This is a genomic window from Scatolibacter rhodanostii (assembly GCF_900197595.1).
Lineage (GTDB): Bacteria > Bacillota > Clostridia > Oscillospirales > Acutalibacteraceae > Scatolibacter > Scatolibacter rhodanostii.
The window spans coordinates 224090-249185 of the sequence record NZ_FZLO01000003.1 but is presented as its reverse complement, the minus strand read 5'-3'; the positions used below and the strand labels follow the sequence as shown (position 1 = coordinate 249185).

The following is a 25096-nucleotide window of genomic DNA, read 5'->3' as shown; positions in this document are numbered from 1 at the left end:
CAGCTCCTTTGTTATATAATATATAACAAGTACAGTAATTTGAGAAGAGGATATTTTGACTTTGTTTTACTTTTTCTATTCTGAGCTGCTTAATTTCATGACTTTTTGCTAGGCCTTTTTCATCATGAGACCAAGTCCTTTAAAAAAGTGGCCGTTTGCCATTGCCAGCATTCCTTCTAGCACATAATTTTTCATGCCTCCGCTTATTTTCATACCGCTAAGCGAGGAATCTGCTGCCGAATTCATAAGCATGCGAAATTCTGGGTTACTATAATCTTTTTTGCCTGCAAACCCTTTGGCTATAGTGGCTTCAACAGCTTTATACATGATTTTCATAATGAGAGAGTAATCCTTCATTTCCATGACAGTATTATCCATTGTAAAATGGCCCTTGATAAGTGAAGGAGCAACAACGGATTTTTCAATAAGCTTTTCGTAGTCTTGCTGTGAAGGGGCACTGCTTGGGTGATAATACCATTCAGGCCTATTGTCTTTTATTTTTTCTCCGCGTTTTTCGGTAGTGATACTTAACGGCAAATTTTCACTGCTGCCACCAACAGAGATTGTGTAGACTCCCGACGGTACAACCCAGTTGTCCTGCCAAACGGCAAAACTGCGTTCGTGAATAGGCAGTGAAACTGTTTTGCATTCACCCGGTAGAAGAAAAACTTTGGTAAAGGATTTTAGTTCTTTTGCAGGGCGATATAGACCATCTTTAGGGGGCAAGACATAAAGTTGAACGACCTCTTTTGCTGCTTGTTTTCCCGTGTTCCTAACATCTACCGTTACGGTACCATTAGAAAGAGATAAATTGGAATAAACAAAACTAGTGTAAGATAATCCATGACCAAACGGATAGCGTACATTTATTTTGGCGGTGCTATAATAGCGATAGCCGACATATAGTCCTTCACGATAGTGAGCATCTTTTTTACCGAAATAAGTAGAGCAAACACAATCTTGATAATGTATTGGCCAGCTTTCTGCTAATTTTCCAGAGGGCGATACTTTGCCGAAAAGCAGATTGGCAATAGCTTCACCACCGGCCTGACCAGGCAGACCCATATATAATATGGATTTTACTTTGTCGTCCCAAGGCATTTCAACAGCGCTGCCGCATAGTAACACCACCACAGTATTGGGGTTTATAGATGCAACTTTTTCAATAAGCTCTAAATGCATTTCAGGCATTTTCATGTTATCACGATCAAAACCTTCAGACTCATAGGCGGGAGTGAGCCCAGCAAAAACCACTGCTATTTCAGCATTGCGTGCAGCTTCAGGGTCGTTGGAGTAGGGAATATCAGGGCAACTATCCGTAACATTTGTGAGCTTCCATGGGTTAATATGGCTGCTGCCTGCGCCTTGATAACGAATCTCTTTCGCCATTTCGCCGATAAAGACTATCTTGCTATCTGTAGAAAGCGGCAGCAAGTCGTCATCATTTTTTAGCAGTACAGCACTTTCTTCTGCTGCTTTGCGGGCAAGTGTATGGTGAGCATCCATATTAACCGATATTTTTTGTACAAAGGCTTTTTGTGCGGCAAAAATTTTGTCTAAAATGCGCTCGGCACTGCAATCAATGTCTTGTTCACTAAGAGAACCGTCTTTTACGGCTGCCAACGCCTCTTTTTCCATATAGGCACTGCCGCCGGGCATACAGAGGTCACATCCGGATTTAAACCCTTTGATACGGTTACTCATTCCACCCCAATCAGTGAGCACCATGCCATCAAAGCCCCATTCGTTGCGCAAGATATCGGTTAGCAGCATTTTGCTATCACTACAATGTTCACCATTTATCTTATTGTAAGCACTCATCACGGTAGAAGGTTTACCTTCTTTTACAGCAATTTCAAAACCTGTAAGATAGATTTCACGCATAGTGCGTTCATCCATAATACTGTCAGATGAAAAGCGTTTATACTCTTGGTTGTTAAAGGCAAAATGTTTAAGGCTACTGCCAATACCGGTAGATTCAATGCCCCGAATTAAACCTGCGGCCAGTTTGCCTGTGAGCAGAGGGTCTTCAGAAAAGTATTCAAAGTTTCGACCACATAAGGGGTTTCGCTTTATGTTTGCTCCCGGTCCTAACACCACCCCTATTTTATTTGCAACAGCTTCTTGACCAATGGCTTCACCAATTTCTTCTAATAGTTCTGTATTCCAACTGCAACCTGTAGAGACAGCGGTTGGAAAGCTGGTAGCGGGCACAGATAGATTAATTCCCAACATATCTGTTTCGTTTTCTTGTTTGCGTAGGCCGTGGGGACCGTCGCAAACCATCATGGACGGAATACCGTGCTGCTCCATAGTCTTTGTGTGCCAGAAATCAGCACCGCTGCACAGCGCAATTTTTTCCTCCAGACTCATTTTTGAAAGTAGATTTTTAATGTTCATAAGCTTTCCCCATTAATTTGTATTATGCTCGCATGAAAACGTATGTGTTCCGCTCTTAAGATGATGAATAGTGTCGTTTGGTAAGGTTAGTGTGCATTCACATGACACCGGTACAGCAATATGGATTGTAAACAGATTGTCTTTAAGCTGCCAATCTGAGACAACAGTTCCATAAGGTGTTTGAACGCTGCCCTTTGCCGCAGTAATACCTCCGCCTAAAAGCGGGGCTATGCTAAAGGTTTTATAGCCGCCGCTCTTTGCCTCTATGCCGGCAATTCGGCGATATAGCCAGTCTCCCACAGCACCGTTTGCATAATGGTTGAAGGACACCATACCGCCGTCTGATTTCTCGTCGCTGCCGCCGCTCAAATCACCAATATTGACCGTGCCATCGGGACGCAGGGCATCCCAGCGTTCCCAAATAGTAGTTCCGCCTGCTTTCACTTCGTAGAGCCATGAAGGGCAATTTTCTTGCAAAAGTACATCAAAGGCTGTGTCAATGTGTCCATAATCTGACAGTGCAAAAAGTAGATACGGTGTTCCCGTGAAACCGGTAGATAAATGGTTTCCTCCCTCTTTCACTAAGCGTGCCAGATTATCGGCCATTGCTGTCGTTTCATCACCTTCAGTCATGCCAAAATAGAGTGGCAGTACATAGGCGGTTTGAAATTCATTTTTTAGTTTGCCATTTTTGTCGGTGAATACTTCACGATAGGCCTTGATAATCTTACTGCGTAAATCACGGTAGTACGTTGCCTCTTCAGGTTTGTCTAGCAGGTCGGCAATGTGTGCAACAAGTCTACATGAGTTAGCAAAATATGCGGTGGCAACCCACTTGGCTTTGCCCGTCCATTGCATAAAATTTCCGCCCGGTGCGCACCAATCTCCCCAATGGAAAGGGAAGCGCCATATATGTCTGTTGTTCTCTCTAACAGACAGAAATCCCGCCCACCATTTGGCAGATTTCAGGAATTTTTTCATAGTAGGATATTGGTCTGCCAGCATTTTCTTATTCCCACGAGCCATATATTCTGCCCATGGAACCAAAATGCAGCTGTCACCCCAACAGCTGTTGGCATGAATCGGCCATGAATCACCTGTACGAGGAATAACCATAGGTATGCCACCGCCCTTGCCTTGTTCGGCGCGCATATCTAACAGCCATTTATCAAAAAAGCGGCTCATGTCAAAGTTGTAGCAGGCCGTGTTTGCAAAAACGGCAATATCGCCCGTCCAGCCCTCCCGCTCATCTCTTTGAGGACAATCGGTGGGGATATCTACAAAATTAGATTTTCCACCCCAACGTATGTTGCTTTGCAGTTTATTAATCAATTCATTTGAGCATTTAAAAGTGCCTATTTCTTCTATGTCTGAATGTAGCACAAGACCCGATAGCTCAATATCTTTGGCGCTAATGCCACGTATTCCCACATAGCGAAAGCCCATATAAGTCATACGAGGAGAATAGCTTTGTTGCCCATTTGTGCAGATATAAGTGGCGGTTGCTTTGGCAGTACGTAGAGATTTAACGAACAATTCATCGTCCACTAACACTTCTGCATGACGAAAAATGACGGTCTGCCCATTTTTACCGCTAAGCTTTGCTGAAATCACGCCGGCAAAATTCTGACCAAAGTCGTAAATTAGTTCACCGCTGGGTGAAGTGACACAAGAGATTGGTTTCATCTCTGCTTGCACACGAACAGGGGCACCATAACCTGCCAGTAGATTTGGTGTGCCACGAGGGGAGGTAATGCCTGCTTTTTTCCAGTTGATTTTATCTAGGTTAATGCGTGCATCATAGGTTTCGCCGTCGTAAAATTCGGCAAATTGATAGTTGCCCTCTTCGCTGACTTGCCAGTTTTCATCAGTGGCAATTATTTCGCTGGTTCCGTCTTGATATTCGATATGAATTTCACACAAGAAAGCCTGCTTATCGGCACTAATTTTACTTTTGCGAACGTGATTAAAATTACCGGCCGCCCAGCCGCCACCTACCACAGCAATGAGTGTGTGTTCTTTGCCAAGGCATGCAGTAATGTTATAAGTCTGGTATTGAATTTGGTGTAAATAGGCAGTGTTGCCAGGTGAAAAATAGTCTTCTCCTACTTTTTTACCATCAAGTAGCAGTTCATAAATTCCTAAAGCAGTTGCATGAATCCAAGCACGTTTGAGTGGTTTGCCGGCAGAAAACTGGCGGCGAAAAGTCATCGGTTTAGGGGATTCTTTTTTGGAGAAATCATAAGTGCTATCCGTAATCCATTTACCTGTCCATGGTGTGTTAAGGCGACCGGTTTCAAAAGATGTAGTGGCTTCGGCTGATTCACCGCTAGTACCGATAGCTTGCACATGCACCTCGTATTTCGTAAACGGCGTTAGTGAACCTGTGTAGAGGTTGTTTATTTGGTCTGTTGTTTCCGATTGCCAGCTGCCAATTGTGATAACAGCTTTTTGCAGTTCTTCGCCTGCAAGGTTAGATTCTAAAGCAAAGGAGATATTGGGTGCAGTATCTGTCACGCAGCCCTGTTGTAATCCATTTGCTTTCAGTGAGCATATTTTTAGCATATCTCATCCTCCGTCCTAATGAAATGGCCTGCTGTAATACACTCATGATGCCCCTGCGGCAGATGAAGGTCAGCTTTTGTACCAGCCGGAACATCAATAGTATACGTTATATGACCGTTTTCTTTTTTCCAAGTACAAGAAATTCTGCCATAGATACTTTGGTAAGTAAACGAGGCATAACTTAGCGTGCCACCAGGATTTGGAGAAATCATAAAGTGGTTCTCTTCGCATATGTGAATGCCACAAACAGTTTCAATTAGCCATTCACAAACCGAACCCGGTGAATAGTGGTTATTAGAAGCACTGCCGTCCCAGTTTTCCCAAACAGTGGTCGCACCAGATTTTACCTCATAGAGCCAACCGGGGCTTTCTTCATTTTCAATCATTTTGTAGGCGATGTCTAATTCACCAAGGCCTGTAAGTGTAGGCAAAATCAGTGGGGTAGAGAGAAAGCCTGTTCCGATTTTATACTGACGTGCCTTAATACTGGAAACCAATCGTTTGTGTGCGGCTTCTTTTGTTTGACCATCTAGTAAATTAAAGGCCAGTGGGCGTACAAGCTTGCTTTGGCGATCTGTATTGATAGGAGTAAATTGATTCACATAAGCAGTTTTACAGCCATCATGGTATTCTTTGTATAAAGGAATATCATCATCGTGCCCTGTGATTTTGGCAATTTGCATCATGACACCGCAAACATAACTAAGGTAAGCAGTTGCCTCTTCGGAGTGAGGAGCCAAAAAATCGTTGATAACGCTTTGGCTGTAGACCTCTGGTGGTTCTAACCATTCGCCAAAAGCTTGACCAACATTAGAAATATACCGTTTATTCTTGCCGCGTATTGGTTTACCAAACAATCCTGTACGATTTGTGCGACTGATTTGAAACACAATATGACGTTTCATCATCGAGTAAAAACCTTTGAGCAGCTGTGGGTCGCGATATAATTCATACATTCGCCATGGTACTAATACAGCAGCGTCTGCCCAACCGCAACAACCATCCATGCGCTTTATGAAATCAATGCCGGGCACAAATTCATTATTGCGTACATCAGGTGCGTGACAGGGTACTTTTCCGTTTTTTCCTTGGCTATCCTCTAAGTCGTGCAGCCATTTGCGCAAAAATGCGGTGGTGTCCATCAGGTATGAACCCGTCTTGGCAAAAATCTGCACATCACCAGTCCATGGTGCACGTTCGCGGGTGGGACAATCAGTAGGTACATCAAGAAAATTGCCTTTCATACTCCAGAGGGTATTCTCAAAAAAGCGATTGATAAGCTCGTTAGAACAATGAAAGAAACCGGTCTGCTCCATGTCTGAATAGACAGCAATAGCAGTAAAATTATCTGCTGATATGGCAAAGTCGGCTTCAAGTTGAGCATAACGAAAGCCGAACACAGCAAAGCTAGTTTTGTAGCAGTTCTTCCCGTCCTTGCAGGTATAGTGGATTTCTTGTAGTGGAGTAGCATTTTTGGTGCCGGCTTTGCACTGAATATTGGCCATGTCCAGTTCGCCGTCTTTAAGGGTTTCCGCCATTTGCAAATGAAGTTGTTGTCCAGCCTTTGCCGTGACGGTAAACTCGATATACCCCGCTAGGTTTTGCCCAAAATCTAATAATGTTTTTCCTGAAGGGGTATGCAGCAGGGTAGGAGAAAAACGTTCTTGCTCACGCACTGGCACATTATTGGAAGCGCTTGGCACCACGAGACAATTTGTCTGCTTTGACTTGCTATGGTAATCCGGCAACATCTGCGCATCAATAATTTCGCCATCTTGTGTGTCAGCAAAACGCAGTGCGCCGTTGTTGCACCATTCGAGATGATGGTCACTCATAGCAATAATATTGCGATCTGTTTCTAATTGGAAAAGCAACTTTGTTTCCTTACCATAGAAACCAGTGACACCCATTGCACCAATGCTGCCACGATACCAACCGTCGGCAAGCTGAATCGTAAGCGTGTTTTCACCCTGATGGAGTAGTGAGCTCACATCATAGGTTTGGTACTGCAAGCGCTTGTAATAGTTTGTAAAACCGGGAGCAAGAATAAAATCGCCAATACGCTGACCGTTAAGCTGTGCTTCGTATACACCACAGGCAGAAATATAGAGCCGAGCATTTTCGGGCTTTTTGCACACAAATGTCTTACGGAAATAATCAACCGGATAGCGCTGTTTCTTTTTAGGAGAATAGTTGCCGCTTACCCATTTTGCTTGCCAGTCAGATGGTTCAAGCAACCCCATTTCGAAATAGGATTCACTCCATTCGCCTACTTGATTGTTTTCATCCCATAGGCGCACGCGCCACCGGACAAACTCTTTGCTTTTAAGTAAGTCACCGCCCCAAGTAATCCCTGCCATCTGATTTGATGTTACTTTATGAGAATCCCAAACTTTTCCTTCACCATAATCAGCAATAATTTGGTAAGCTGTTTGAGTTATGCCGTTTTCGCAGTTCCAAAAAAATCTTGGCTTTTTAATATCAATGCCGATAGGGCTCGTTAAATATTCAATTTTTAATAAGATAGCTTTCATGATTTATTCTCCAAGCGTGCCTTGATTTCTGCTTGCTTTTCAGGGAGACCCTTTTCAACATTTAAGAAAAGAAGCAAAGCGGCTAAAATGATACCGGTAATGACTTCAAGTCCAACAAAAGCAAAGGTGATGACACTGTTAACTTGTGGGGTTTGCACGGCAATCAACTCTCCAAGCCCATTTGTATATGGCTTTACATATCCTGCAGCGTTAATCATGCCGTTAAAAATACCCGTAGCAATACCGCCGAGTATGCAGGCAATCAGGCTGTAACATGACATCGCAAAACCATCACAGCGAAATCCGCTACGCCACTCTACATCATCCAACGTATCTGCAAAAAGTGCCATAAAAATATAAGTGCAGGGCAAGCCGCCAATATTTTTGATAAACTGTCCAATCAGTACAATTACCATGCTGGTTGGGAACATCCAGCAAATAGCACTGCCAAAGGCATAGAGAATGAATCCAATTAGAGTGATGTTTCGTTTGCCAAATTTCTTTGCCAGTGGCCATACAAGAAAAATGCCAATACCCATAGGAATACCGCCGATAGCAGAGAGCATTGTTTGGGTAACGCCGTCATTGTAAGTGCCTAGCACATAGTTGCAGAAATAGGGGAGAGAGATGTTTTTTATCAATGAGCCAAAGGTGTAGATGAAGAAATAAATATAAGTGATTACCATGTACTTATTGGAAAAAACAGCCTTAATTTGTTTGCGATAAGGAATTTTTTCCTCCTTTGTGTCACCACCTTCTTCGGTGACACGTTCTTTGGTAAAGTAATATTCCAATAATGTTAGTGGTAACACAACGATAGAAAGTGTACTCATTACTGTTATCCATAGTTTTTGATCAATGCCAATAGCAGGCATGATAACCATTGGGAAAATAAGGGCGACCAAGATACCGCTCATCATAACGGTAGTTGTTTGATTGAATACGGAAAGTTTGCCGCGCTGTGAGGCATCTCGTGTTGAAAGAGGAACCATGAGGTTATGACTCATGTTATAAATTGTAAAGGCACACGAATAAAAAAGGTTATAGGATATCATAATCCAGATAGCCTGCACAGTAGTATTTGCTGTAGGGATGGCAAACAGCAAGATTCCTGTTATGGTGAGCAAAGGGGCAGAAAGTAGTATCCACGGTCTTGCTTTGCCCTGTTTGCTCTTGGTGCGGTCAATAACATAGCCCATAATCAGGTTGGCGATTGCATCCAAGATTTTAGAAATAATAGGAAACACAATTAGAAATGTGCCGCCCCAAAGGGAAGTAAGCCCCAAAACATCGGTGTAATACACATTGAGGTAGGTTGCTAAAACAGCATTGAGCAGAAGAGCTCCGGCCGGGCCTAGCAGATATCCAAACCATCGCTCCTTAGCGGTTGTATTTTCAGTTGTAATTCTGCTGTTAAAGAACGAGTTGTTGATTAGCTTGTTTGTCATAATGTTGCCGCCCTTTCATTTCGCACTGCTATATTGTAGAAAAATCATATTTGCCGATTCTGGAATTTGCTCTTTCTTGTCCGATTAACAGGTTAAACATATCTACACTTGCCAATATCAATTACAATGTTTCAGTGACCTCATCACTGAAGAGTTCTTAATGACAAAACGCACACTCCCCCCCAAAAAAAGATTTGTTTTGCAATTTACACAATACATTTACACAGTCTCATCAATATATCTACATTGTACCAATAATAAAAAAACAATTCTTGCAAAATGGTTGGCTTTGTTATAATATAGTCGCAAAAGGAAAGGGGGTGTTTTTTGTGCAATTTGACTATGAATATCTTTGTCATGGATTAGGGCATCTTACAGGACTAGAAACACGTGTGTATCAAAAAGGAGAACGTGTGCAACATTATTCTCCCTACGAATTCAATCCCGATATGGCCAGGCTCATTAGCCATAAACTTGAAAATCATGAAGATAATGCATTCTATATTGAAACAGATGATTTATTGGTTTTTGGTGTGATTAAGTCACGGTTTGACCAAAAAACCATAGTCATTGGCCCAACCTCTCAAATACGGCCAGGCAAGCAAGAAACGGTTGCTATTCTGTATATGCTGGATGAACCCTATAGTCGGCTACCTGAATTACAAAATTATTTTTCGAACATGATTGCCTATCCGTTTGAGATGTTTTTAGAAATACTCTGTTTTGTGAATTATGCCATTAATGATGAAAAATTGTCTGTCGCAAATTTGATTAAGCAAAGTGACCAATTGCTATCTAATCAGTCAGATGAATGGGAAGAAGGCAGAGCGGAATCAATAACAGATGCTCACAATACGTTTCAATCTGAACAACTGATGCTGTCCTATATTACGACAGGAAATGTAGACGCAGTTCTTGCATTTTTTAATAGCCCACCAACTGGCAGAATTGGTTCTATCGCTCATAATGAGTTACGGCAGAGAAAAAACGCGCTTATATGTGCGGCTACCTTAATGAGCCGTGCCGCTATCGCTGGTGGAATGCCCTCTGACACTGCCTTTGCTATCAGCGACAGATATATTCAAAAAGCGGAGCTTTTGAAAACAGGCGGTGATATAACAAAACTGAATATGGAAATGATGCTTGACTATACACAAAGGGTAGAAGCATTAAAATGTGGTGCTGAAGACTCCAACATCGCAAAAAATGTTATTCGGTATATACAAAAGAATATAAGCAAAAAAATTACTGTGAAAGAGATCGCTGAAAATCTAAACTTGAATCGTTCTTATTTGTCAGAGAGATTTAAACTAGACACAGGAACTGCCATAGGCGATTTTATCATGCAGACAAAGGTTGAAGAATCAAAAAGAATGCTGAAAATTTCGAACCTTACCATTGCTGATATTAGCGACTATCTTTCATTTTCTTCGCAAAGTTATTTTCAAACTGTATTCAAAAAAGCGGAAGGTTGTACACCGAAAGAATATCGAATAAAGGTGCAGACTGAGTGACAAATAACCTACAAGCCGAATAAAAAAACCTGCCTTAAAAAAGGCAGGTTTTTTTAGCGTGTAAGCCTTAGCTGAATTCAGAAATAGCTTGGTCAGCCAGACGAAAAATAAGTTTGGACATATCACTGCAAGAAAGTTCAAACTCAGCGTTAATCCATCGTTTAATCATGCTTAGGCAGCCGGACAATAAAAATTCATGTACATAGCTCAATATAGGCTCAGAACAGTTGAGAAGAAGTTGCTTGCGCAGGTTTTCTAAAGATACTTTTACAAAGGCAGATTGAAAGAGAAGATTGTCCTGAACACAGAGAAGCGTTTTAAATATATCTGCATTGTTTTTTATATAGGAAAGAAGCTCTTCTAGATATTGAATGCTTCCGTAGTCAGAATCAATTTTCTCCAGATGTGTTTGAGCATTACGAAGCAATTCATTTTCAATTTCGCTTAATAAATCGTATTGATCTTTGTAGTAAAGATAGAAAGTAGAACGATTTACATCGGCATTGGCACATAACTCACGAATTGTGATGCGGTTAATTGGTTTAGAACGCATCAATTCGGTCAAACTAGTTTTAAGCAAAAGCTTCGTCATTTTGGCACGTCTGTTTTCTTTTTGTTCTGTCATCGCTTTTTCCTCTCAAAAAAAATAGTCAATTTAAGTATATATGTTGTTTTATAGACGTTTTACTAGATAAATGTCTACAAAACAACATATATAAAGCAACTGTTGGTTGAAATTTAGACACTGTGTCATTATTATATAGCTAACTCATGAATTGTCAAGTATTTTAGATGGTGTTTTAGAAAGGATACGACTTATGAAAATATTAATGATTGGCGGAACAGGACTTTTAGGCAGTGAAGCCGCTGCAGAGCTTATTAAGCGCGGACATACTGTGAGAACAATTGCGTTGCCTCCGCTGCCTGCAGGTGCAGTGCTGCCACCTGAAATGGAAGTAGAGTTTGGCAACTATATGGAGCTTTCTGACGAGCAGATAAGACAGCATTTTGAGGGCTGTGAGGGCTTTGTTTTTGCAGCCGGTGTAGATGAACGAGTAGAAGGTCCGGCTCCGGTTTATGATTTGTTTAAGAAATATAACATCACTGCACTAGAGCGATTGTTGCGCATTGCCAAAGAATGTGGCGTTAAGCATACAGTTGTTTGTGGTTCCTACTTTGCTTACTTTGCTAAAACACGTCCAGAACAGGAACTAACCAAATGGCACCCCTACATCCGTAGCCGTATTGATCAAGAAAAGATGGCTATGAGCTATGCTGATGATAGCTTTAATGTTGCTGTTTTAGAACTTCCCTACATTTTTGGAACGCAGCCAGGACGCAAACCGGTATGGCTCTTCCTTGTAGAAATGATTCGTGGAATGAAAAGCATGACCATGTTCCCCAAAGGCGGTACAACGATGGTTACGGTCAAACAGGTTGGTCAATCTGTTGCAGGAGCATTGGAACGCACGGAAGGCGGCAAATGCTGGCCAATAGGCTATTACAACATGACATGGAAAGAGTTTTTAGCAATTGTGCATAAGCATATGGGGGTGCCTGGGCGTAAGATTCTTACCATTCCTAAATGGATGTATGCTATGGGCAGCAAAGGCCTTATGAAAAAACAGAAAGAAGAGGGCGTAGAAGGCGGTCTGCACATGGTTAAGTTCGCTGATCTGCAATGTTCAAATCAATTTATTGACAAGAAAGAAGGTTGTGAGCCTTTAGGGGTACAACCTGATGATATTGATGCCGCCATCGGAGATTCCATCAAATTATGCTTAGATATCTTAGACGGTAAAACTGAGGCTATCGGCATGAAAGGGGAATAATGATGGCAAAGCAACGCATATTTCTAACCGGAGCAACTGGCACAATGGGTTTTTTGGGGGTGCAAGAACTTTTAAAAGACTCAGATAAGATTGAACTAGTCGTTTTGGTTCGCGATACAGATAAAAACAAAGAGTTATTGGAACCTTTTACCACAAAAGGTTGCCTCGAAATTGTGTTGGGAGATTTGGTGGATTATCAAAGTGTAGAGCGTTGTGTGCGTGATGCAGATATTGTGCTGCATGTAGGCGCATTCGTTTCTCCTGCCGCAGATTATTATCCCGAGGTGGCCATGCAAGTCAATTATGGCTCCAGTGTTAATATTATAAAAGCGATTAAAGCCCTTAGACAAGAGCAGAAAACTCGTTTTGTGTATATCGGTACTGTCGCTGAAACTGGTGATCGCATGCCGCCCATTCATTGGGGCCGAGTGGGAGATCCTCTAAAACCAAGTGTTTATGACTACTATGCAGTATCTAAAATTGCTGCTGAAAGGCATGTAGTTGAGTCAGAGCTACCCTATTGGGTCAGCTTGAGACAAACAGGAATTATGGGGCCTGCCATGGCAAGCATTGAAGATGCCATTATGTTCCATAATTGTTTAGATAACGTACTTGAATATGTTTCAGATAAAGATTCAGCTATCCTGCTGCGCAATCTGTGTGCCAAAGAGCGGAATAAGGAGTTGGGAAGCAATTTCTGGGGACATATCTTCAATATTGGTGGTGGCGAAAGCTGCCGAGTGAGCACTTATGATATGTATACCATTATGTTTGGAGCCATTGGGCTTAAGGATTTGTCTTATGCAGCTGATACGAAGTGGTATGCCACTCGGAATTTTCACGGTCAATATTATTTAGATTCGGACAAACTCAACGATATTTTGGATTTCAGACATGATTCCATGCAGTATTTTTATGATGCCTACCTTAAAAATCTTGGCGGAACAGCCACCGCAGCTCGTATTTTAACCAAACTGCCCGGTGGTCAGAAGTTTATGGGCAACATTCTCAAAAAAAGATTTCTTAAGCTAGCACAAACCGAGCATGGTACTGTGAATTTTACAGAAAATAATAGGGAAGAACATATTGCGGCTTATTGGGGTTCCAAAGAAGCGTGGGAAGCTATTCCTGATTTTAAAGATTTTAAGCATTTTACAGATTGGGATACAGTTGTACCAATTAATCATGGCTATGATGAGAATAAACCTGAAGAAACATTGAATTTAGAGGATATTAACGGTGCGGCACACTTTCGAGGTGGTAAGTGTTTATCAAACGAAATGATCACAGGAGATTGGATGAGCAAACTGCACTTTGAATGCGCTTTTGGTCATAAATTTGAAGCCAGTCCGAGACTTGTACTTGAGGGAGGACACTGGTGTCCTGAATGTGAACGTGAAAGTTGGAACTACTATGAACGAGCTAAAAAAGATCCTTTTTTTGCGCAAGTTTGGACTCCGCTTCACGATAAAAAAGAAAAAGAGTATACCTATCCCAAAATTGTTTCTGAGTTGGATGTAACAGACAATACAAATGCATAAGATATTGATAGGAAGCAGGGAGTATTGACGGATTTTCAACTGGTGAATGAGATTAATTTCTTAAGCAAATATTTTATACTTCTGCAAATCTATAAAATAGATAAAATTCTTTCAAGTCTATTCCTATTACAAAAATAAAAAACCGCTGTAAACTCTAAAAACTAGGTTTACAGCGGTTTTTTTGGCGTCCCCGAGACGATTTGAACGTCCGACCCCTTGCTTAGGAGGCAAGTGCTCTATCCAGCTGAGCTACGGAGACATATGGAAGATTATTTGATTTTAAATTGAGAAAGTAATTCGGTGTGGCTTTACTTAAAGAATCAGGTTTTGAATAGATGTGTTTGGCAGTGTAACTGTGATGTAGTCGCCTAAGACATGGGGAACAGACAAGATAATACCAACTTCATCAGCCGTAAAATAAGATTGAATATCAGAAAAATAGTCGCCATTTATATCAGCTAGCTGCAACTGACTTTTTAACTGGTCAATGCTAGTAACATCAGACAGATTAATCCCCATTACTTGAAATTGCTTCTCCAATTTTTCTGCCAAAAGAGCTAAGAAAGCTTCATCAATACTGGCAATTTGATTTAATCCAATCGCAGTACCTGTGTTGATATCTATGTTTAGGGTAGTCTTAAAAACGCTGGGATAAGGTAAATCAGGAGAAGTTATTGTACCGGTATAATATAGGGAAATATACTTTTCGTTTTGAAACATAATTTCATACGTAACATTTTCGAGAGAGACATTTTCAGCTACATATAGATTTTCCATCTTGGTAACATAATTTTCTACAAGCAAGTTAACTTGCTCTGCATTTAGGGTGGTGCTAAACAAGGGATAAGGTATAACATGCTGCGCTTGCTGCAGTTGTGAGGAAACCGTATCGACAGTACTGTTCATCACTGTTAGGTCGCTTGAATCAGTGGCAAAAGATTCTTCCTGAAAACGGCTTTCCTGTTTAGAAAGTCCTTCTGTATGCGCAGAGGAAGAAGATAAAACAGCAGAATTATTGCCACAAGCACTTAAAGCTAGTAAAGAAACAAAAGCAGCTGTTAGGAAAAACCGAGCTGAAGTATGGTTTTTGTCATACATAAACGCGTTCTCCTTTATCAGCTATCTTATTTTTCTAGCTTAAATATTTTACCTCATTTGCGTCTTATTGTCAATTTTGAATTGCGTTTATCAAAATTATAATATTCTCAATGCCTTTTTTAATGATTAAAGTGCAGAATAAGGCAGTAAGAGGCTCAATTTTAAACAAGTGTTTTTCGATAAAAAAGCTTTGAGTCTGATATGAAATGTGATATAATAGAATCCATCTTTGACGGATGTATTGGAAAAATGGATTTTTGGTACAGGGCTATCAATACAATGGCAAAATCAGAAATTTAGATAAGAACAAGATTACAAAATAGAATATTTTTTTCTATTTATGATGTATAAAGAGGGCTTCATTTATTTAAAGCCAGTAGCCAAAACGTCAAAATAACCTATGAAGTGCTGTGAATGCAAAAATCAGCGAATGCGGGAGTGTGGGTATGAAGAACGACTCAATAGAAAGTGTCATGGGCAAAAGTTTGCTGACAAAAGATGTGTATGGCATTTGTTTTACAGAGCGTGAATCACTGGATTGCACGAAAGACAACTTTTTTGCCTTGCGCAAAAAGTTTTTAAGTAATGCCCGCAAGTCTGTAAAAGTCAATAAAAAATTGGTGGATTTGGGGCTTGAAAGCCGCATTAAGGGAAAGCTCAGCGGTCATTCTATCTTTTGGAAAAAGACGGTAGGGAGCATTGCCACGGAGCAAAGCTATCAAGTTTCTGTCGGAACGGTGCTAATTAGACGGAACTTTGATAATTTAATCATCTCTAAGATGTTCTTTGACAGAAATCATCAGTGGATTAAATCAGAATATTACGACGCGCCCGATGCCATTATCGCAAAAGTGATTTTGAAACCAGACAGCTTGGCTGATCATGTCGAGCGTTTTAACTATAATCCTTCCATCAACGGATATACAAAGAACGTGCTGTGTCCGGTCCCTTATAAGCATACGATTGACGCTGCTATGGGGCGCCCCGAAGTGATTTTGCTGACAAGTGAGGGCTTGTTTTCTTACACACTAGAAGAAGATGCCCGTAAACGATTAGAGCTAAGCAAAAAAAATGAGGAAGACGACACAAGAACTATTTTTGCTTGGACAGAGGATACTGACCAAGTCAGCCGCGCTAAAGCAGATTTTGTTGTTTCTTTTACAGCATTAGAGGAATACGGCAAGATAAAAAAGCTGCATACGCAGAATGAAACCAAAAACACAAAGATTTCAGAAGAAAAGAAATCCTGTGATAATAAAAAAGATAAGACCGAAACCTTGGGGACAGAACCTGAGATAGCAGAAGAAACAGCGGGAAATTTAAAAGCGGTTCAGCGCGAGGATTCCCCTCTAAATAAAGATAAAGGAATTCATGTGGGTCAAAATTCTTCTGTTTTGGATAAGAAAGTGGTAACGGAAAAGATGCAGGAACTATCGCTAGAGAGCGAACATGAATCTAAGCCGGCAACACAATCTGAAAAACCTATTGAGAAAGATGCTTTTGCTCTTTGTGAAGAAATTCTTACAGAGAAAGAAGCCGAAAAAGAAAAGACTTCTGAAAATGAAGACGTTGCCTCACATGAAGTACAGCCAACAGCCGAAGAAATTGAGATTCTTGAAAAGGCTGATGCAGCTGTTTCAAAACGGATGGAAGAACAAGAACGTCCGGTGCTCTCCAACGCAGCGGCCCTAAAAGAACAGTTCTGGAAAAACCCAGTTCTCAGGCAAGTTTTGCCCGATGAGCTTCCTAAGTATTTTGATCTTTCTTCTCTTAGTTCATGGGACATTCCTTATGGTTTGGTGACTCCTTCTGTAGGCGAAGAAAGTGGTGAAGAGGATGTTTCACCGATTGAACAGCAACTTGCTAAATTGGTGCAAAATGTGGAGAATAGCCTGAACGAGAAGCAAGATAAAAAGCAAATGGCTTTAGCCGAAACAGCTAAAAAAAAGCCGGAATCGATTCGTGAAACCATTTATCGTGCCGCAGTTGTCGAAGGCAAAATTGCCGGTGTCAGTGGAGTGAAACGCATAGCCAAGTCGGCACATTACGAGGGCGATATGAAAGACGGCAAACGCCATGGCTTTGGCGTAAGTTATTCTGAAAGTGGTACCTTATCTTATGCTGGCTTTTGGGAAAACGACAAAAAGAGCGGGCTTGGCATTTCTTTTCGTGAAACAGACCATGCCGTGCATGTTGCCAATTGGTCAGAAAACAAACCAGATTCCTTTGTTTCTTTATTTGACACCAAAGGAAACTTGCAGTATAGCGGCAGTGTGCAAGGTGGCGAAAAAGATGGGATCGGTGTTTCTTATCGCTTAGAAGATGGTTCTGTGTTTGTTGGCAAATGGGAAAAAGGCCAACCGACAGAATTTGGTTCTGTGTTCGATACAAAAGGACATCTGATCTATACAGGAATGTGGGAAGACGGACGCCGCAACGGCACAGGCAGCGAATTCAATGAAAACGGCGAAGTGATTTTCACGGGAGAGTGGAGAGAGGATAAGCATTATAACGGCGTGCTGTATAAGCGCCCGTCAGCACGGGAAGAATAAAAAGGAGAGGCGAGAAAAATTCTCGCCTCTTTCTAAGGGGAAAACAGTTTGTAAAATAAATTCGGATAATTAACCAATCATTTTGCTAACGTCACCGATGATTTCGCTGACATTTTGCATTGCTCTTCCGGCTTTCTTTTTCATGCTGTTTACGGGTTTGCTGTTACGGTTGGCAATACCAACACCAACAGCGGCAACAGCAGAACCAATGGCGAGACCTACACCAACTTTTTTGGCGATATTTTTACCTTTTCTGTGCATAATGAGTAACCTCCATACTTTCATTGTGATTTTGAGAACAAAAAGAACCGTGTTCAGTTTCATTATTCCCCTCCTCCTGATTTCTAGTCATGTAAGCAAATTACTTTTTAGGAAAGGTCTGAAATTTTTGGCAAATTTAAATATTGTTTTGGTAGAACCTGAAATACCGCAAAATGCGGGTAATATTGCTCGAACCTGTGCAGTAACTGGAGCGGCACTCCATTTGGTAGGACCTATGGGCTTTAAACCAGATGACAAAAAACTAAAGCACGCCGGGCTAGATTATTGGCATCTTTTAGATATTTCTTATTACAATAGTTTGGACGAGTTTTTTGCAAATAATCATGGTGAATTTTTCTTTTTTTCAACAAAAGCACCGCATAAATATACAGAAGTTGCCTATCCTGATCATAGCTACCTCTTTTTTGGCAAAGAATCTGCCGGTTTGCCAGAAGATTTGCTGTTTAAAAATCCTGATACCACTGTGCGGATTCCTATGATGGATGAGGCAAGAAGCTTGAATCTTGCCAATTCGGTTGCGATTGGAACATTTGAAGTCTTGCGCCAGTGGGACTTCCCGGAGCTTTCTTGCTCAGGAGAATTGAGGAGTTTTGATTGGCAAAAGGCAAAATCTGCAAACCCTCAGGCAGAATTTTTGTAAAAATAGCGTGAATGTTCTGAAAAACTTGAGGTAATGCCCGAAAATACTTGAAAAATAAAAGAAACTGCGCTACAATAGCGTTTGGAATTGTGGATTCTTTCACAATGTTATGATGGGTCACACGTCTGCTTTGTAATCAGGCGGATTTTTTCAGGCGTTTTTGTCCCGTACAAAACCTGACTTTATACTAAAAGGAGAGCACCTAAATGAACTATCTGAACAAAAAAACGGTCGAAGATATTGATGTAAGCGGAAAGAAAGTCTTGGTTCGCTGTGACTTTAACGTTCCGTTTGATGCAGACGGCAATATTGCTGACCCAAAACGTATCAACGAAGCACTTAAAACCATTAAATATTTGGTGGAACAGAATGCAAAAGTTATTCTTTGTTCTCACTTGGGCAGACCGAAGGGCGAATTCAACCCCAAATTCTCTTTAGCTCCGGTTGCCGCATATCTCTCCAAAGCCTTGGGACAAGAAGTTAAAATGGCTACCGATGTAATCGGTGAAAGCGCAAAATCAATTGCTGCTTCTCTCAAAAATGGCGAAGTAGAGCTGATTGAAAATGTGCGTTTCCATAATGAAGAAACCAAAAATAACCCTGAGTTTGCCAAAGAATTAGCTTCTCTGGCTGAAATTTATGTTAACGATGCTTTTGGTACAGCTCACCGTGCACATGCTTCTACAGAAGGTGTTTCTCACTATCTGCCTGCTGTTGGCGGTTACCTGATTAACAAAGAAATCAGCGTAATGGGTAAAGCTCTGCAAGAGCCGAAGCGTCCTTTTGTTGCTATTTTGGGCGGTGCTAAAGTTTCTGATAAAATCGGTGTTATTGACAATCTCATCAAAAAAGTCGATACTTTGATTATCGGCGGCGGCATGGCTTATACTTTCTTGAAAGCACAGGGCTATGAGATTGGTACATCAATCTGTGAAGATGAAAAACTAGATCTTGCTAGAGCAACTATTGCTAACGCAGAAAAGAACGGCGTAAAATTCTTGCTGCCGGTTGACAATATTGCAGGACTTGAATATAAACCTGACACCCAGTGCCAAATGGTTGATTCACACCACATTCCAGACGGCTGGATGGGTCTGGATATTGGACCGAGAACTACAGAAATGTTTGCTGATGCCATCAAAGATGCCGGTACAGTCGTATGGAACGGCCCGATGGGTGTTTCTGAATGGGAAAACTTTGCAGCCGGTACAATTGGCGTAGCCAAAGCAGTCGCTGAAAGCGGTGCAATTTCTATCATTGGCGGTGGTGACTCTGCTGCTGCTGTCGAAAAACTTGGTTTTGCCGATAAAATGACACATATCTCTACAGGTGGCGGCGCTTCTCTTGAATTCCTCGAAGGTCTGGAACTACCTGGTATTGCTTGCTTAAGCGAAAAAGAATAAGAACTAAAATTTATGCGCTCTGAAAGCGGGAGAATCTTTCTCCCGCTTTTATACAAGGGTATTTCCAATGCAAATATCCCAATAAAACCGACAAATTGGATATGATTTTGAGCTGTGTTCAGCGTGGAATCTAGAAAGGATAGGGAACTTATGGATAAAAATTTAAGAAAAGCTGTTATTGCGGGCAACTGGAAGATGAACAAAAATCCGAAAGAAACCGTAGAACTGATTCAAGCCATTGCTCCACTAGTTAAAGAGGCAGATTGCGATGTTATTGCCTGTACACCTTATATTGATTTGACCGCTGCTCTTGAGGCAGCAAAAGGCACTAACATTAAAATCGGTGCTGAAAACTGCCACTGGGAAAAATCCGGTGCTTATACCGGCGAGATTTCTGCAGATATGTTGGCTGCTATCGGCATTGAATATGTCATTATCGGACACAGCGAAAGAAGAACATACTTTGGCGAAACAGACGAAACTGTTCAGAAGAGAGTACGTGCTGCTTTAGATGCAGGCCTAACTGTCATTCTTTGCGTAGGTGAATATTTAGAACAGCGCGAACAAGGCATTACAGATGAACTCGTTCGCTTGCAGACCAAAATCGCTTTGGGCGGTGTTTCTGCTGATGAACTGAAAAGAATCATCATTGCTTATGAGCCAGTTTGGGCAATTGGCACAGGTAAAACAGCTACAGCTGAGCAAGCAAACGAAGTTTGTGCAGTGATTCGTCAAGTTGTTGGCGAGCTTTACGGTGCAGATAACGCCAATGCATTGACAATTCAGTATGGTGGCTCTATGAATGCTGCTAATGCAGATGAATTGCTTGCCAAACCTGATGTTGATGGCGGCTTAATCGGCGGTGCTTCTCTGAAAGCAGAAGATTTTGCAGCTATCGTAAAAGCAGCTTCCAAATAAGTATCTAACAGATTATTTTAATCTTGTGAAAAGAAAACCCAGTAAAATTTTACTGGGTTTTCTGACTTTAATTTAGGATGTAAAAAATACAGCGAGAGAAAACAACATATTTTCTCTCGCTGTATTTTTTACAGTAGATAACGACAAATTAAACTACACCTTTTTTATCGGCAAAACTTACTGATATAGCTTTCGCAGGCAGCGCTGATGGTTTCAATAGCTGCCTCGACCCCTTGCTCGTCGTTGACAATCGTTTCTTTATTCTCCAAATCTTTATAGACTTTAAAAAAGTGACGAATTTCAGAAACAATGTGTGTCGGTAGTTCACTAATGGCATGATAAGTGTTATAGTTTGGGTCATCATAAGGAATAGCAATGATTTTTTCGTCCATTTTTCCTTGATCTTGCATGATAATCATGCCAATGGGATAACAGCGAACTAAGCTTAATGGGTGAATATTTTCGCTGCAAAGAACCAAAACATCTAGGGGATCGCCGTCATCAGCATAGGTGCGGGGGATAAACCCGTAATTTGCTGGATAGTGGGTGGAAGTGTGGAGAATTCGATCTAATATAATGTGGCCGGTTTCTTTATCCAGTTCATATTTATTCTTCGAGCCTTTTTCAATTTCAATAACAGCGATAAAATCTTGTGGAGTAACTCTTGCGGGGCTGATATCGTGCCAAATATTAGACATAGCAATTACCTTTCAGTATGATTCTATTTTAGATATTTGTATTAGTATACCTGTTTTAAAGAAATCTGACAAGTTTTTTTATAAACAGAACATTTTGGCGATTTTTTGGGTTGTACAGTGTTTAGAATTAGAGTATAATAGGGAAAAAGCCGACCATATGAGCGGAAAAAAGGAGAAAGTGCCATGTTCAACGATTTGATGGATAGCATTGGGTTTGTTAAGGGAAAAGATAGCGCAGTTGGAGAGGCCATGCAGTTAGAATTTGAGCGTCAGCAGAGAAATATTGAGCTGATTGCTTCTGAAAATATAGTTTCACCGGGTGTTATGGCAGCGATGGGTAGTGTTTTGACGAATAAATATGCAGAGGGCTATCCTGCTAAACGTTATTACGGCGGATGCCAGTGCGTTGATATTGTAGAAGACCTTGCCATAAAACGTGCCTGCGAGCTTTTTGGAGCAGAGCATGCCAACGTTCAGCCACACTCTGGTGCACAAGCCAACATGGCGGTTTATTTTGCTCTTCTACAACCGGGAGACACTGTTTTAGGCATGAATCTTGCCGAGGGCGGACATTTGACACACGGCTCTCCTGTCAATATTTCAGGCGCACTTTACAACTTTGTACCTTATGGTGTAGATTCTGAAACGGGAAGAATTGATTATGACAAGGTGATGGAAATTGCACTCGAAGCCAAACCAAAGATGATTGTTGCCGGCGCGAGTGCCTACCCCAGAGTGATTGACTTCAAAAAATTCAGAGAAATTGCCGATGCCTGCGGTGCCATTTTAATGGTGGATATGGCACACATTGCCGGTCTAGTGGCGGCCGGTGTGCACCCAAGTCCAGTTCCGTATGCTCATGTTGTGACAACCACAACGCATAAAACATTGAGAGGCCCAAGAGGCGGTTTGATTCTTTGCAAAGAAGAATTTGCAAAAGCAATTGATAAAGCGATTTTCCCCGGCACGCAAGGCGGCCCTCTCATGCATGTAATTGCGTCTAAGGCAGTTTGTTTGGGTGAGGCACTTGAACCGTCCTTTAAAGAATATGGTGCCAAGATTGTTGAGAATGCACAGACTTTGGCGGCTGCTTTATTGGCAAAAGGCGTAAAATTGGTTTCAGGTGGAACAGATAATCACTTGATGACCATTGATTTGTCTGATTCTGAACTCACAGGTAAAGAACTTGAAAAACGCTTGGATGAAGTTTATATTACGGCTAATAAGAATACCGTTCCTGGTGAAAAACGCAGTCCGTTTACTACAAGTGGTGTAAGAATTGGTACGGCAGCTGTGACCACACGTGGTTTCGATAAAGAAGAGATGGAAGCCATTGCCGAGTGCATTGTCATGACAATGGGCGATGATTTTGAGTCTAAAATTGAAGAAATTAGAGCCAAAGTAGATAGCATTTGCAAGAAATTTCCGCTTTATCAATAATAGAGTTTGACAGGCAAAGAGGGAGGGAAGACCGTGGCAGCACCTTTGGCAGATAGAATTCGTCCTCAAACGCTGGATGAAGTGGTGGGACAAAAGCATATTTTGGGTGAAGGCAAGGTGCTTCGGCGAATCATTGATTCGGGAAAAATCCCCAACATGGTGTTCTATGGCCCTTCTGGCATTGGTAAGACCACCGTGGCCTCTATTATTGCACAAAATAGTCATATGTATTTGGCAAAGCTTAATGGCACAACAGCTTCAACAGCTGATATCAAAGAGATTGTGGCCAAACTCGATACTTTTGACGGCATGAACGGCATTTTGCTCTATTTAGATGAAATTCAGTATTTCAATAAAAAACAGCAGCAAACACTGTTGGAGTTCATCGAGAACGGCAGCATTACACTGATTGCTTCTACTACTGAAAATCCATATTTTTATGTTTATAATGCTATCTTGAGCCGTTCCACTGTGTTTGAATTTAAACCAGTGACAAAAGAAGAAGTTGAAAAAGCGGTAGAGAGAGCGTTCGCCATTTTGCAAGAAGAAAACAAACGTGAGATTCGTTGTGAGCAAGGTGTGTGCCAACATATTGCTATGGCATGTGGCGGCGATGTTCGCAAAGCAATGAATGCAGCTGAACTCTCTTTTTTGGCATGTGATCGGGGCGATGAAATTGTTACCGTTACGTTGGAGTCTGCCAAAGAATTGACTCAAAAAAGCTCGCTTCGCTATGATAAAGGCGGCGAAGAGCATTATGATATTCTGTCAGCTTTTCAAAAATCAATGCGTGGCTCCGATACAGATGCGGCACTGCACTATTTAGCAAGATTGTTGGAAGCCGGCGATTTGCCATCAGCTTGCCGCAGATTAATGGTCTGTGCCTGTGAAGATGTGGGGCTAGCTTGGCCACAGGTTATCCCAATTGTGAAAGCGGCAGTAGATGCGGCTTTGATGGTAGGTTTGCCAGAGGGTAGAATTCCGCTTGCCAATGCGGTTGTGCTTGTGGCACAAGCACCTAAATCGAACTCAGCTTATAAAGCACTTGATAAGGCAAGCGAGGATATACAAAAAGGGAGAACGGGCAGTATTCCCAGAAGCTTGCAGAACAAGCATTATGACGGCGATGATGTGAAAAATAAGGGGCAGTTCTACGAGTATCCCCATGCCTATCCTAATCATTGGGTACCCCAACAATATCTGCCGGATGTACTAAAAGATACGGTGTACTATGAGTATGGGGAAAACAAAAATGAGCAAGCCTTTAAAGCGTATTGGGACAAAATAAAAAATAACCAGTGAGCAAGTGAGCTTAGCCGTATAAATAAGGACAATCTGCATATATTTGGTAACAGAGAAACAAAAATAACCTAGTTCTGTTTAGAGCGTAGATAGAAAGAAAAGACTTAGTCAAATTAGTAGCTAGGTCGTCAATACTTAGACCGTGAGGTGAATGATGAAACCAACAATTTTAAACAATATTTCATATGGTGTGTATGCGCTAGGAGTAAAAGACGGAAGCAAGGCTTCTGCCTGTATTGTCAATACTGTCATGCAGGTGGCAAACACACAGCCTCCGCTTGTCGCTGTTAGCATTCACCGTGATAGTTACAGTTATCGTTGTATTGAAAAGAGCGGTATTTTTACTGTTTCAGTGTTGTCAGAAGCAACACCGGGTACTGTAATTGGTGCTCTGGGTTTTAACTCAGGAGAGAACACTGATAAGCTTGACAATATTCGTCATAAGGTGCTGGTAGAAGGGGTTCCAGTCATTAAAGAGAACACTTGCTGTTGGTTCTTGTGCAAGGTAATTAATAAAGTAGAAACAGGCACACAGGCTATGTATGTGGCTGAAATTGTGGCAGGCAGCGAAGAATCTGTAGGCAAACCAATGACTTATGAATATTATCGTCATGTTCTTAAGGGCAGCTCGCCTAAACTGTCACCAACCTATATTGCACCTGAGAAGACATTTGATAAACACACGGGAGAAAGCTTTGTCTGCTCGGTGTGTGGTTATGTCTACAGCGACCGTAGTTTCGGATTCGAAGAATTGCCAAATGACTGGCTTTGCCCAGTCTGCAAAATGCCAAAACGCGTTTTTGTCAGAAAATAAAAAGAGATATTTAGATTAGGCAGTTGGCAAGAAAAAGCTGACAATAAAAGACGGACATCGGCGTAAAGCAGATAGTCCGTCTTTTGTGGTGAGTGGGAATGACAGATAGAAAGAA

General features: G+C 41.5%; 18 protein-coding genes and 1 tRNA gene. 10 read left to right on the top strand and 9 right to left on the bottom strand.

Annotation, left to right across the window (positions count from 1 at the left end):
* Nucleotides 1-108: 108 nt before the first annotated feature.
* The 4 genes from CS931_RS08630 to CS931_RS08615 are packed head-to-tail and all read right to left on the bottom strand — an operon-like array spanning nt 109 to nt 8947.
* Nucleotides 109-2400, bottom strand: a complete 2292-nt coding sequence (locus tag CS931_RS08630) for a glycoside hydrolase family 3 C-terminal domain-containing protein (protein WP_242964951.1) — start codon at nt 2398-2400, stop codon at nt 109-111.
* Nucleotides 2401-2412: 12 nt separating this feature from the next.
* Nucleotides 2413-4965: an alpha-L-rhamnosidase gene (locus tag CS931_RS08625; RefSeq protein ID WP_099205368.1), complete on the bottom strand. Its 2553-nt coding sequence runs from the start codon at nt 4963-4965 to the stop codon at nt 2413-2415.
* Nucleotides 4959-7499 (bottom strand): family 78 glycoside hydrolase catalytic domain, encoded by a 2541-nt coding sequence (locus CS931_RS08620; protein ID WP_099205367.1) that lies wholly within the window; start codon nt 7497-7499, stop codon nt 4959-4961. The genes CS931_RS08625 and CS931_RS08620 overlap by 7 nt, the downstream gene beginning before the upstream one ends.
* Nucleotides 7496-8947: an MFS transporter gene (locus CS931_RS08615; RefSeq protein ID WP_099205366.1), complete on the bottom strand. Its 1452-nt coding sequence runs from the start codon at nt 8945-8947 to the stop codon at nt 7496-7498. The genes CS931_RS08620 and CS931_RS08615 overlap by 4 nt, the downstream gene beginning before the upstream one ends.
* A 329-nt stretch (nt 8948-9276) precedes the next feature.
* Between CS931_RS08615 and CS931_RS08610 the strand changes: the two genes are divergently transcribed.
* Nucleotides 9277-10461 (top strand): AraC family transcriptional regulator, encoded by a 1185-nt coding sequence (locus CS931_RS08610; RefSeq protein ID WP_143826242.1) that lies wholly within the window; start codon nt 9277-9279, stop codon nt 10459-10461.
* A gap of 67 nt (nt 10462-10528) precedes the next feature.
* Here CS931_RS08610 and CS931_RS08605 read toward each other — a convergent pair whose 3' ends face one another.
* Nucleotides 10529-11086, bottom strand: a complete 558-nt coding sequence (locus CS931_RS08605) for a TetR/AcrR family transcriptional regulator (protein WP_099205364.1) — start codon at nt 11084-11086, stop codon at nt 10529-10531.
* A 193-nt stretch (nt 11087-11279) separates the two neighbouring features.
* On the opposite strand from CS931_RS08605, the gene CS931_RS08600 reads away from it, so the two are divergent.
* Nucleotides 11280-12293, top strand: a complete 1014-nt coding sequence (locus tag CS931_RS08600) for an NAD-dependent epimerase/dehydratase family protein (RefSeq protein WP_099205363.1) — start codon at nt 11280-11282, stop codon at nt 12291-12293.
* Nucleotides 12293-13834 (top strand): NAD-dependent epimerase/dehydratase family protein, encoded by a 1542-nt coding sequence (locus CS931_RS08595; RefSeq protein WP_242964950.1) that lies wholly within the window; start codon nt 12293-12295, stop codon nt 13832-13834. The genes CS931_RS08600 and CS931_RS08595 overlap by 1 nt, the downstream gene beginning before the upstream one ends.
* A gap of 182 nt (nt 13835-14016) precedes the next feature.
* On the opposite strand, the gene CS931_RS08590 is transcribed toward CS931_RS08595, so the two are convergent.
* Together CS931_RS08590 and CS931_RS08585 are read right to left on the bottom strand one after the other, a co-directional pair.
* Nucleotides 14017-14093, bottom strand: a tRNA-Arg gene (locus CS931_RS08590).
* 53 nt (nt 14094-14146) lie between these two features.
* Nucleotides 14147-14932: a hypothetical protein gene (locus CS931_RS08585; RefSeq protein WP_099205362.1), complete on the bottom strand. Its 786-nt coding sequence runs from the start codon at nt 14930-14932 to the stop codon at nt 14147-14149.
* 446 nt (nt 14933-15378) lie between these two features.
* Between CS931_RS08585 and CS931_RS08580 the strand changes: the two genes are divergently transcribed.
* On the top strand, nt 15379-17484 hold the full coding sequence (locus CS931_RS08580; RefSeq protein WP_099205361.1) for an MORN repeat-containing protein: 2106 nt from the start codon (nt 15379-15381) through the stop codon (nt 17482-17484).
* A 69-nt stretch (nt 17485-17553) separates the two neighbouring features.
* Here the strand turns inward: CS931_RS08580 and CS931_RS08575 are convergent, their stop codons facing one another.
* Complete coding sequence (locus CS931_RS08575) at nt 17554-17808, bottom strand: hypothetical protein (protein ID WP_099205360.1); 255 nt, start codon at nt 17806-17808, stop codon at nt 17554-17556.
* A gap of 64 nt (nt 17809-17872) precedes the next feature.
* Here CS931_RS08575 and CS931_RS08570 point away from each other — a divergent pair, with 64 nt between their 5' ends.
* From CS931_RS08570 to tpiA, 3 genes are all read left to right on the top strand, one after another.
* A complete protein-coding gene (locus tag CS931_RS08570; protein ID WP_099205359.1) occupies nt 17873-18406 on the top strand; it encodes a tRNA (cytidine(34)-2'-O)-methyltransferase in 534 nt (177 codons plus the stop codon).
* Nucleotides 18407-18612: 206 nt separating this feature from the next.
* Nucleotides 18613-19809, top strand: coding sequence for a phosphoglycerate kinase (locus tag CS931_RS08565; protein ID WP_099205358.1), 1197 nt, complete (start codon nt 18613-18615; stop codon nt 19807-19809).
* 150 nt (nt 19810-19959) lie between these two features.
* Nucleotides 19960-20727: a triose-phosphate isomerase gene (gene tpiA / locus CS931_RS08560; RefSeq protein ID WP_099205357.1), complete on the top strand. Its 768-nt coding sequence runs from the start codon at nt 19960-19962 to the stop codon at nt 20725-20727.
* A 164-nt stretch (nt 20728-20891) separates the two neighbouring features.
* Here the strand turns inward: tpiA and CS931_RS08555 are convergent, their stop codons facing one another.
* A complete protein-coding gene (locus CS931_RS08555) occupies nt 20892-21425 on the bottom strand; it encodes an inorganic diphosphatase (RefSeq protein WP_099205356.1) in 534 nt (177 codons plus the stop codon).
* Nucleotides 21426-21608: 183 nt separating this feature from the next.
* On the opposite strand from CS931_RS08555, the gene glyA reads away from it, so the two are divergent.
* From glyA to CS931_RS08540, 3 genes are all read left to right on the top strand, one after another.
* The gene (gene glyA / locus CS931_RS08550; RefSeq protein WP_099205355.1) at nt 21609-22865 is read left to right on the top strand and encodes a serine hydroxymethyltransferase; all 1257 of its coding nucleotides are present in this window, start codon (nt 21609-21611) and stop codon (nt 22863-22865) included.
* Between the two features lie 33 nt (nt 22866-22898).
* On the top strand, nt 22899-24167 hold the full coding sequence (locus tag CS931_RS08545; protein ID WP_099205354.1) for a replication-associated recombination protein A: 1269 nt from the start codon (nt 22899-22901) through the stop codon (nt 24165-24167).
* Nucleotides 24168-24318: 151 nt separating this feature from the next.
* A complete protein-coding gene (locus tag CS931_RS08540; protein WP_242964949.1) occupies nt 24319-24981 on the top strand; it encodes a flavin reductase in 663 nt (220 codons plus the stop codon).
* The last annotated feature ends 115 nt before the right edge of the window (nt 24982-25096 follow it).

Coding starts and splice junctions, on each gene's coding strand:
- CS931_RS08585 (WP_099205362.1), bottom strand. CDS start 14,932: ATGTATGACAAAAACCATACTTCAGCTCGGTTTTTCCTAACAGCTGCT.
- CS931_RS08595 (WP_242964950.1), top strand. CDS start 12,293: ATGATGGCAAAGCAACGCATATTTCTAACCGGAGCAACTGGCACAATG.
- CS931_RS08580 (WP_099205361.1), top strand. CDS start 15,379: ATGAAGAACGACTCAATAGAAAGTGTCATGGGCAAAAGTTTGCTGACA.
- tpiA (WP_099205357.1), top strand. CDS start 19,960: ATGGATAAAAATTTAAGAAAAGCTGTTATTGCGGGCAACTGGAAGATG.
- CS931_RS08625 (WP_099205368.1), bottom strand. CDS start 4,965: ATGCTAAAAATATGCTCACTGAAAGCAAATGGATTACAACAGGGCTGC.
- CS931_RS08615 (WP_099205366.1), bottom strand. CDS start 8,947: ATGACAAACAAGCTAATCAACAACTCGTTCTTTAACAGCAGAATTACA.
- CS931_RS08620 (WP_099205367.1), bottom strand. CDS start 7,499: ATGAAAGCTATCTTATTAAAAATTGAATATTTAACGAGCCCTATCGGC.
- CS931_RS08605 (WP_099205364.1), bottom strand. CDS start 11,086: ATGACAGAACAAAAAGAAAACAGACGTGCCAAAATGACGAAGCTTTTG.
- glyA (WP_099205355.1), top strand. CDS start 21,609: ATGTTCAACGATTTGATGGATAGCATTGGGTTTGTTAAGGGAAAAGAT.
- CS931_RS08565 (WP_099205358.1), top strand. CDS start 18,613: ATGAACTATCTGAACAAAAAAACGGTCGAAGATATTGATGTAAGCGGA.
- CS931_RS08630 (WP_242964951.1), bottom strand. CDS start 2,400: ATGAACATTAAAAATCTACTTTCAAAAATGAGTCTGGAGGAAAAAATT.
- CS931_RS08600 (WP_099205363.1), top strand. CDS start 11,280: ATGAAAATATTAATGATTGGCGGAACAGGACTTTTAGGCAGTGAAGCC.
- CS931_RS08555 (WP_099205356.1), bottom strand. CDS start 21,425: ATGTCTAATATTTGGCACGATATCAGCCCCGCAAGAGTTACTCCACAA.
- CS931_RS08575 (WP_099205360.1), bottom strand. CDS start 17,808: ATGAAACTGAACACGGTTCTTTTTGTTCTCAAAATCACAATGAAAGTA.
- CS931_RS08540 (WP_242964949.1), top strand. CDS start 24,319: ATGATGAAACCAACAATTTTAAACAATATTTCATATGGTGTGTATGCG.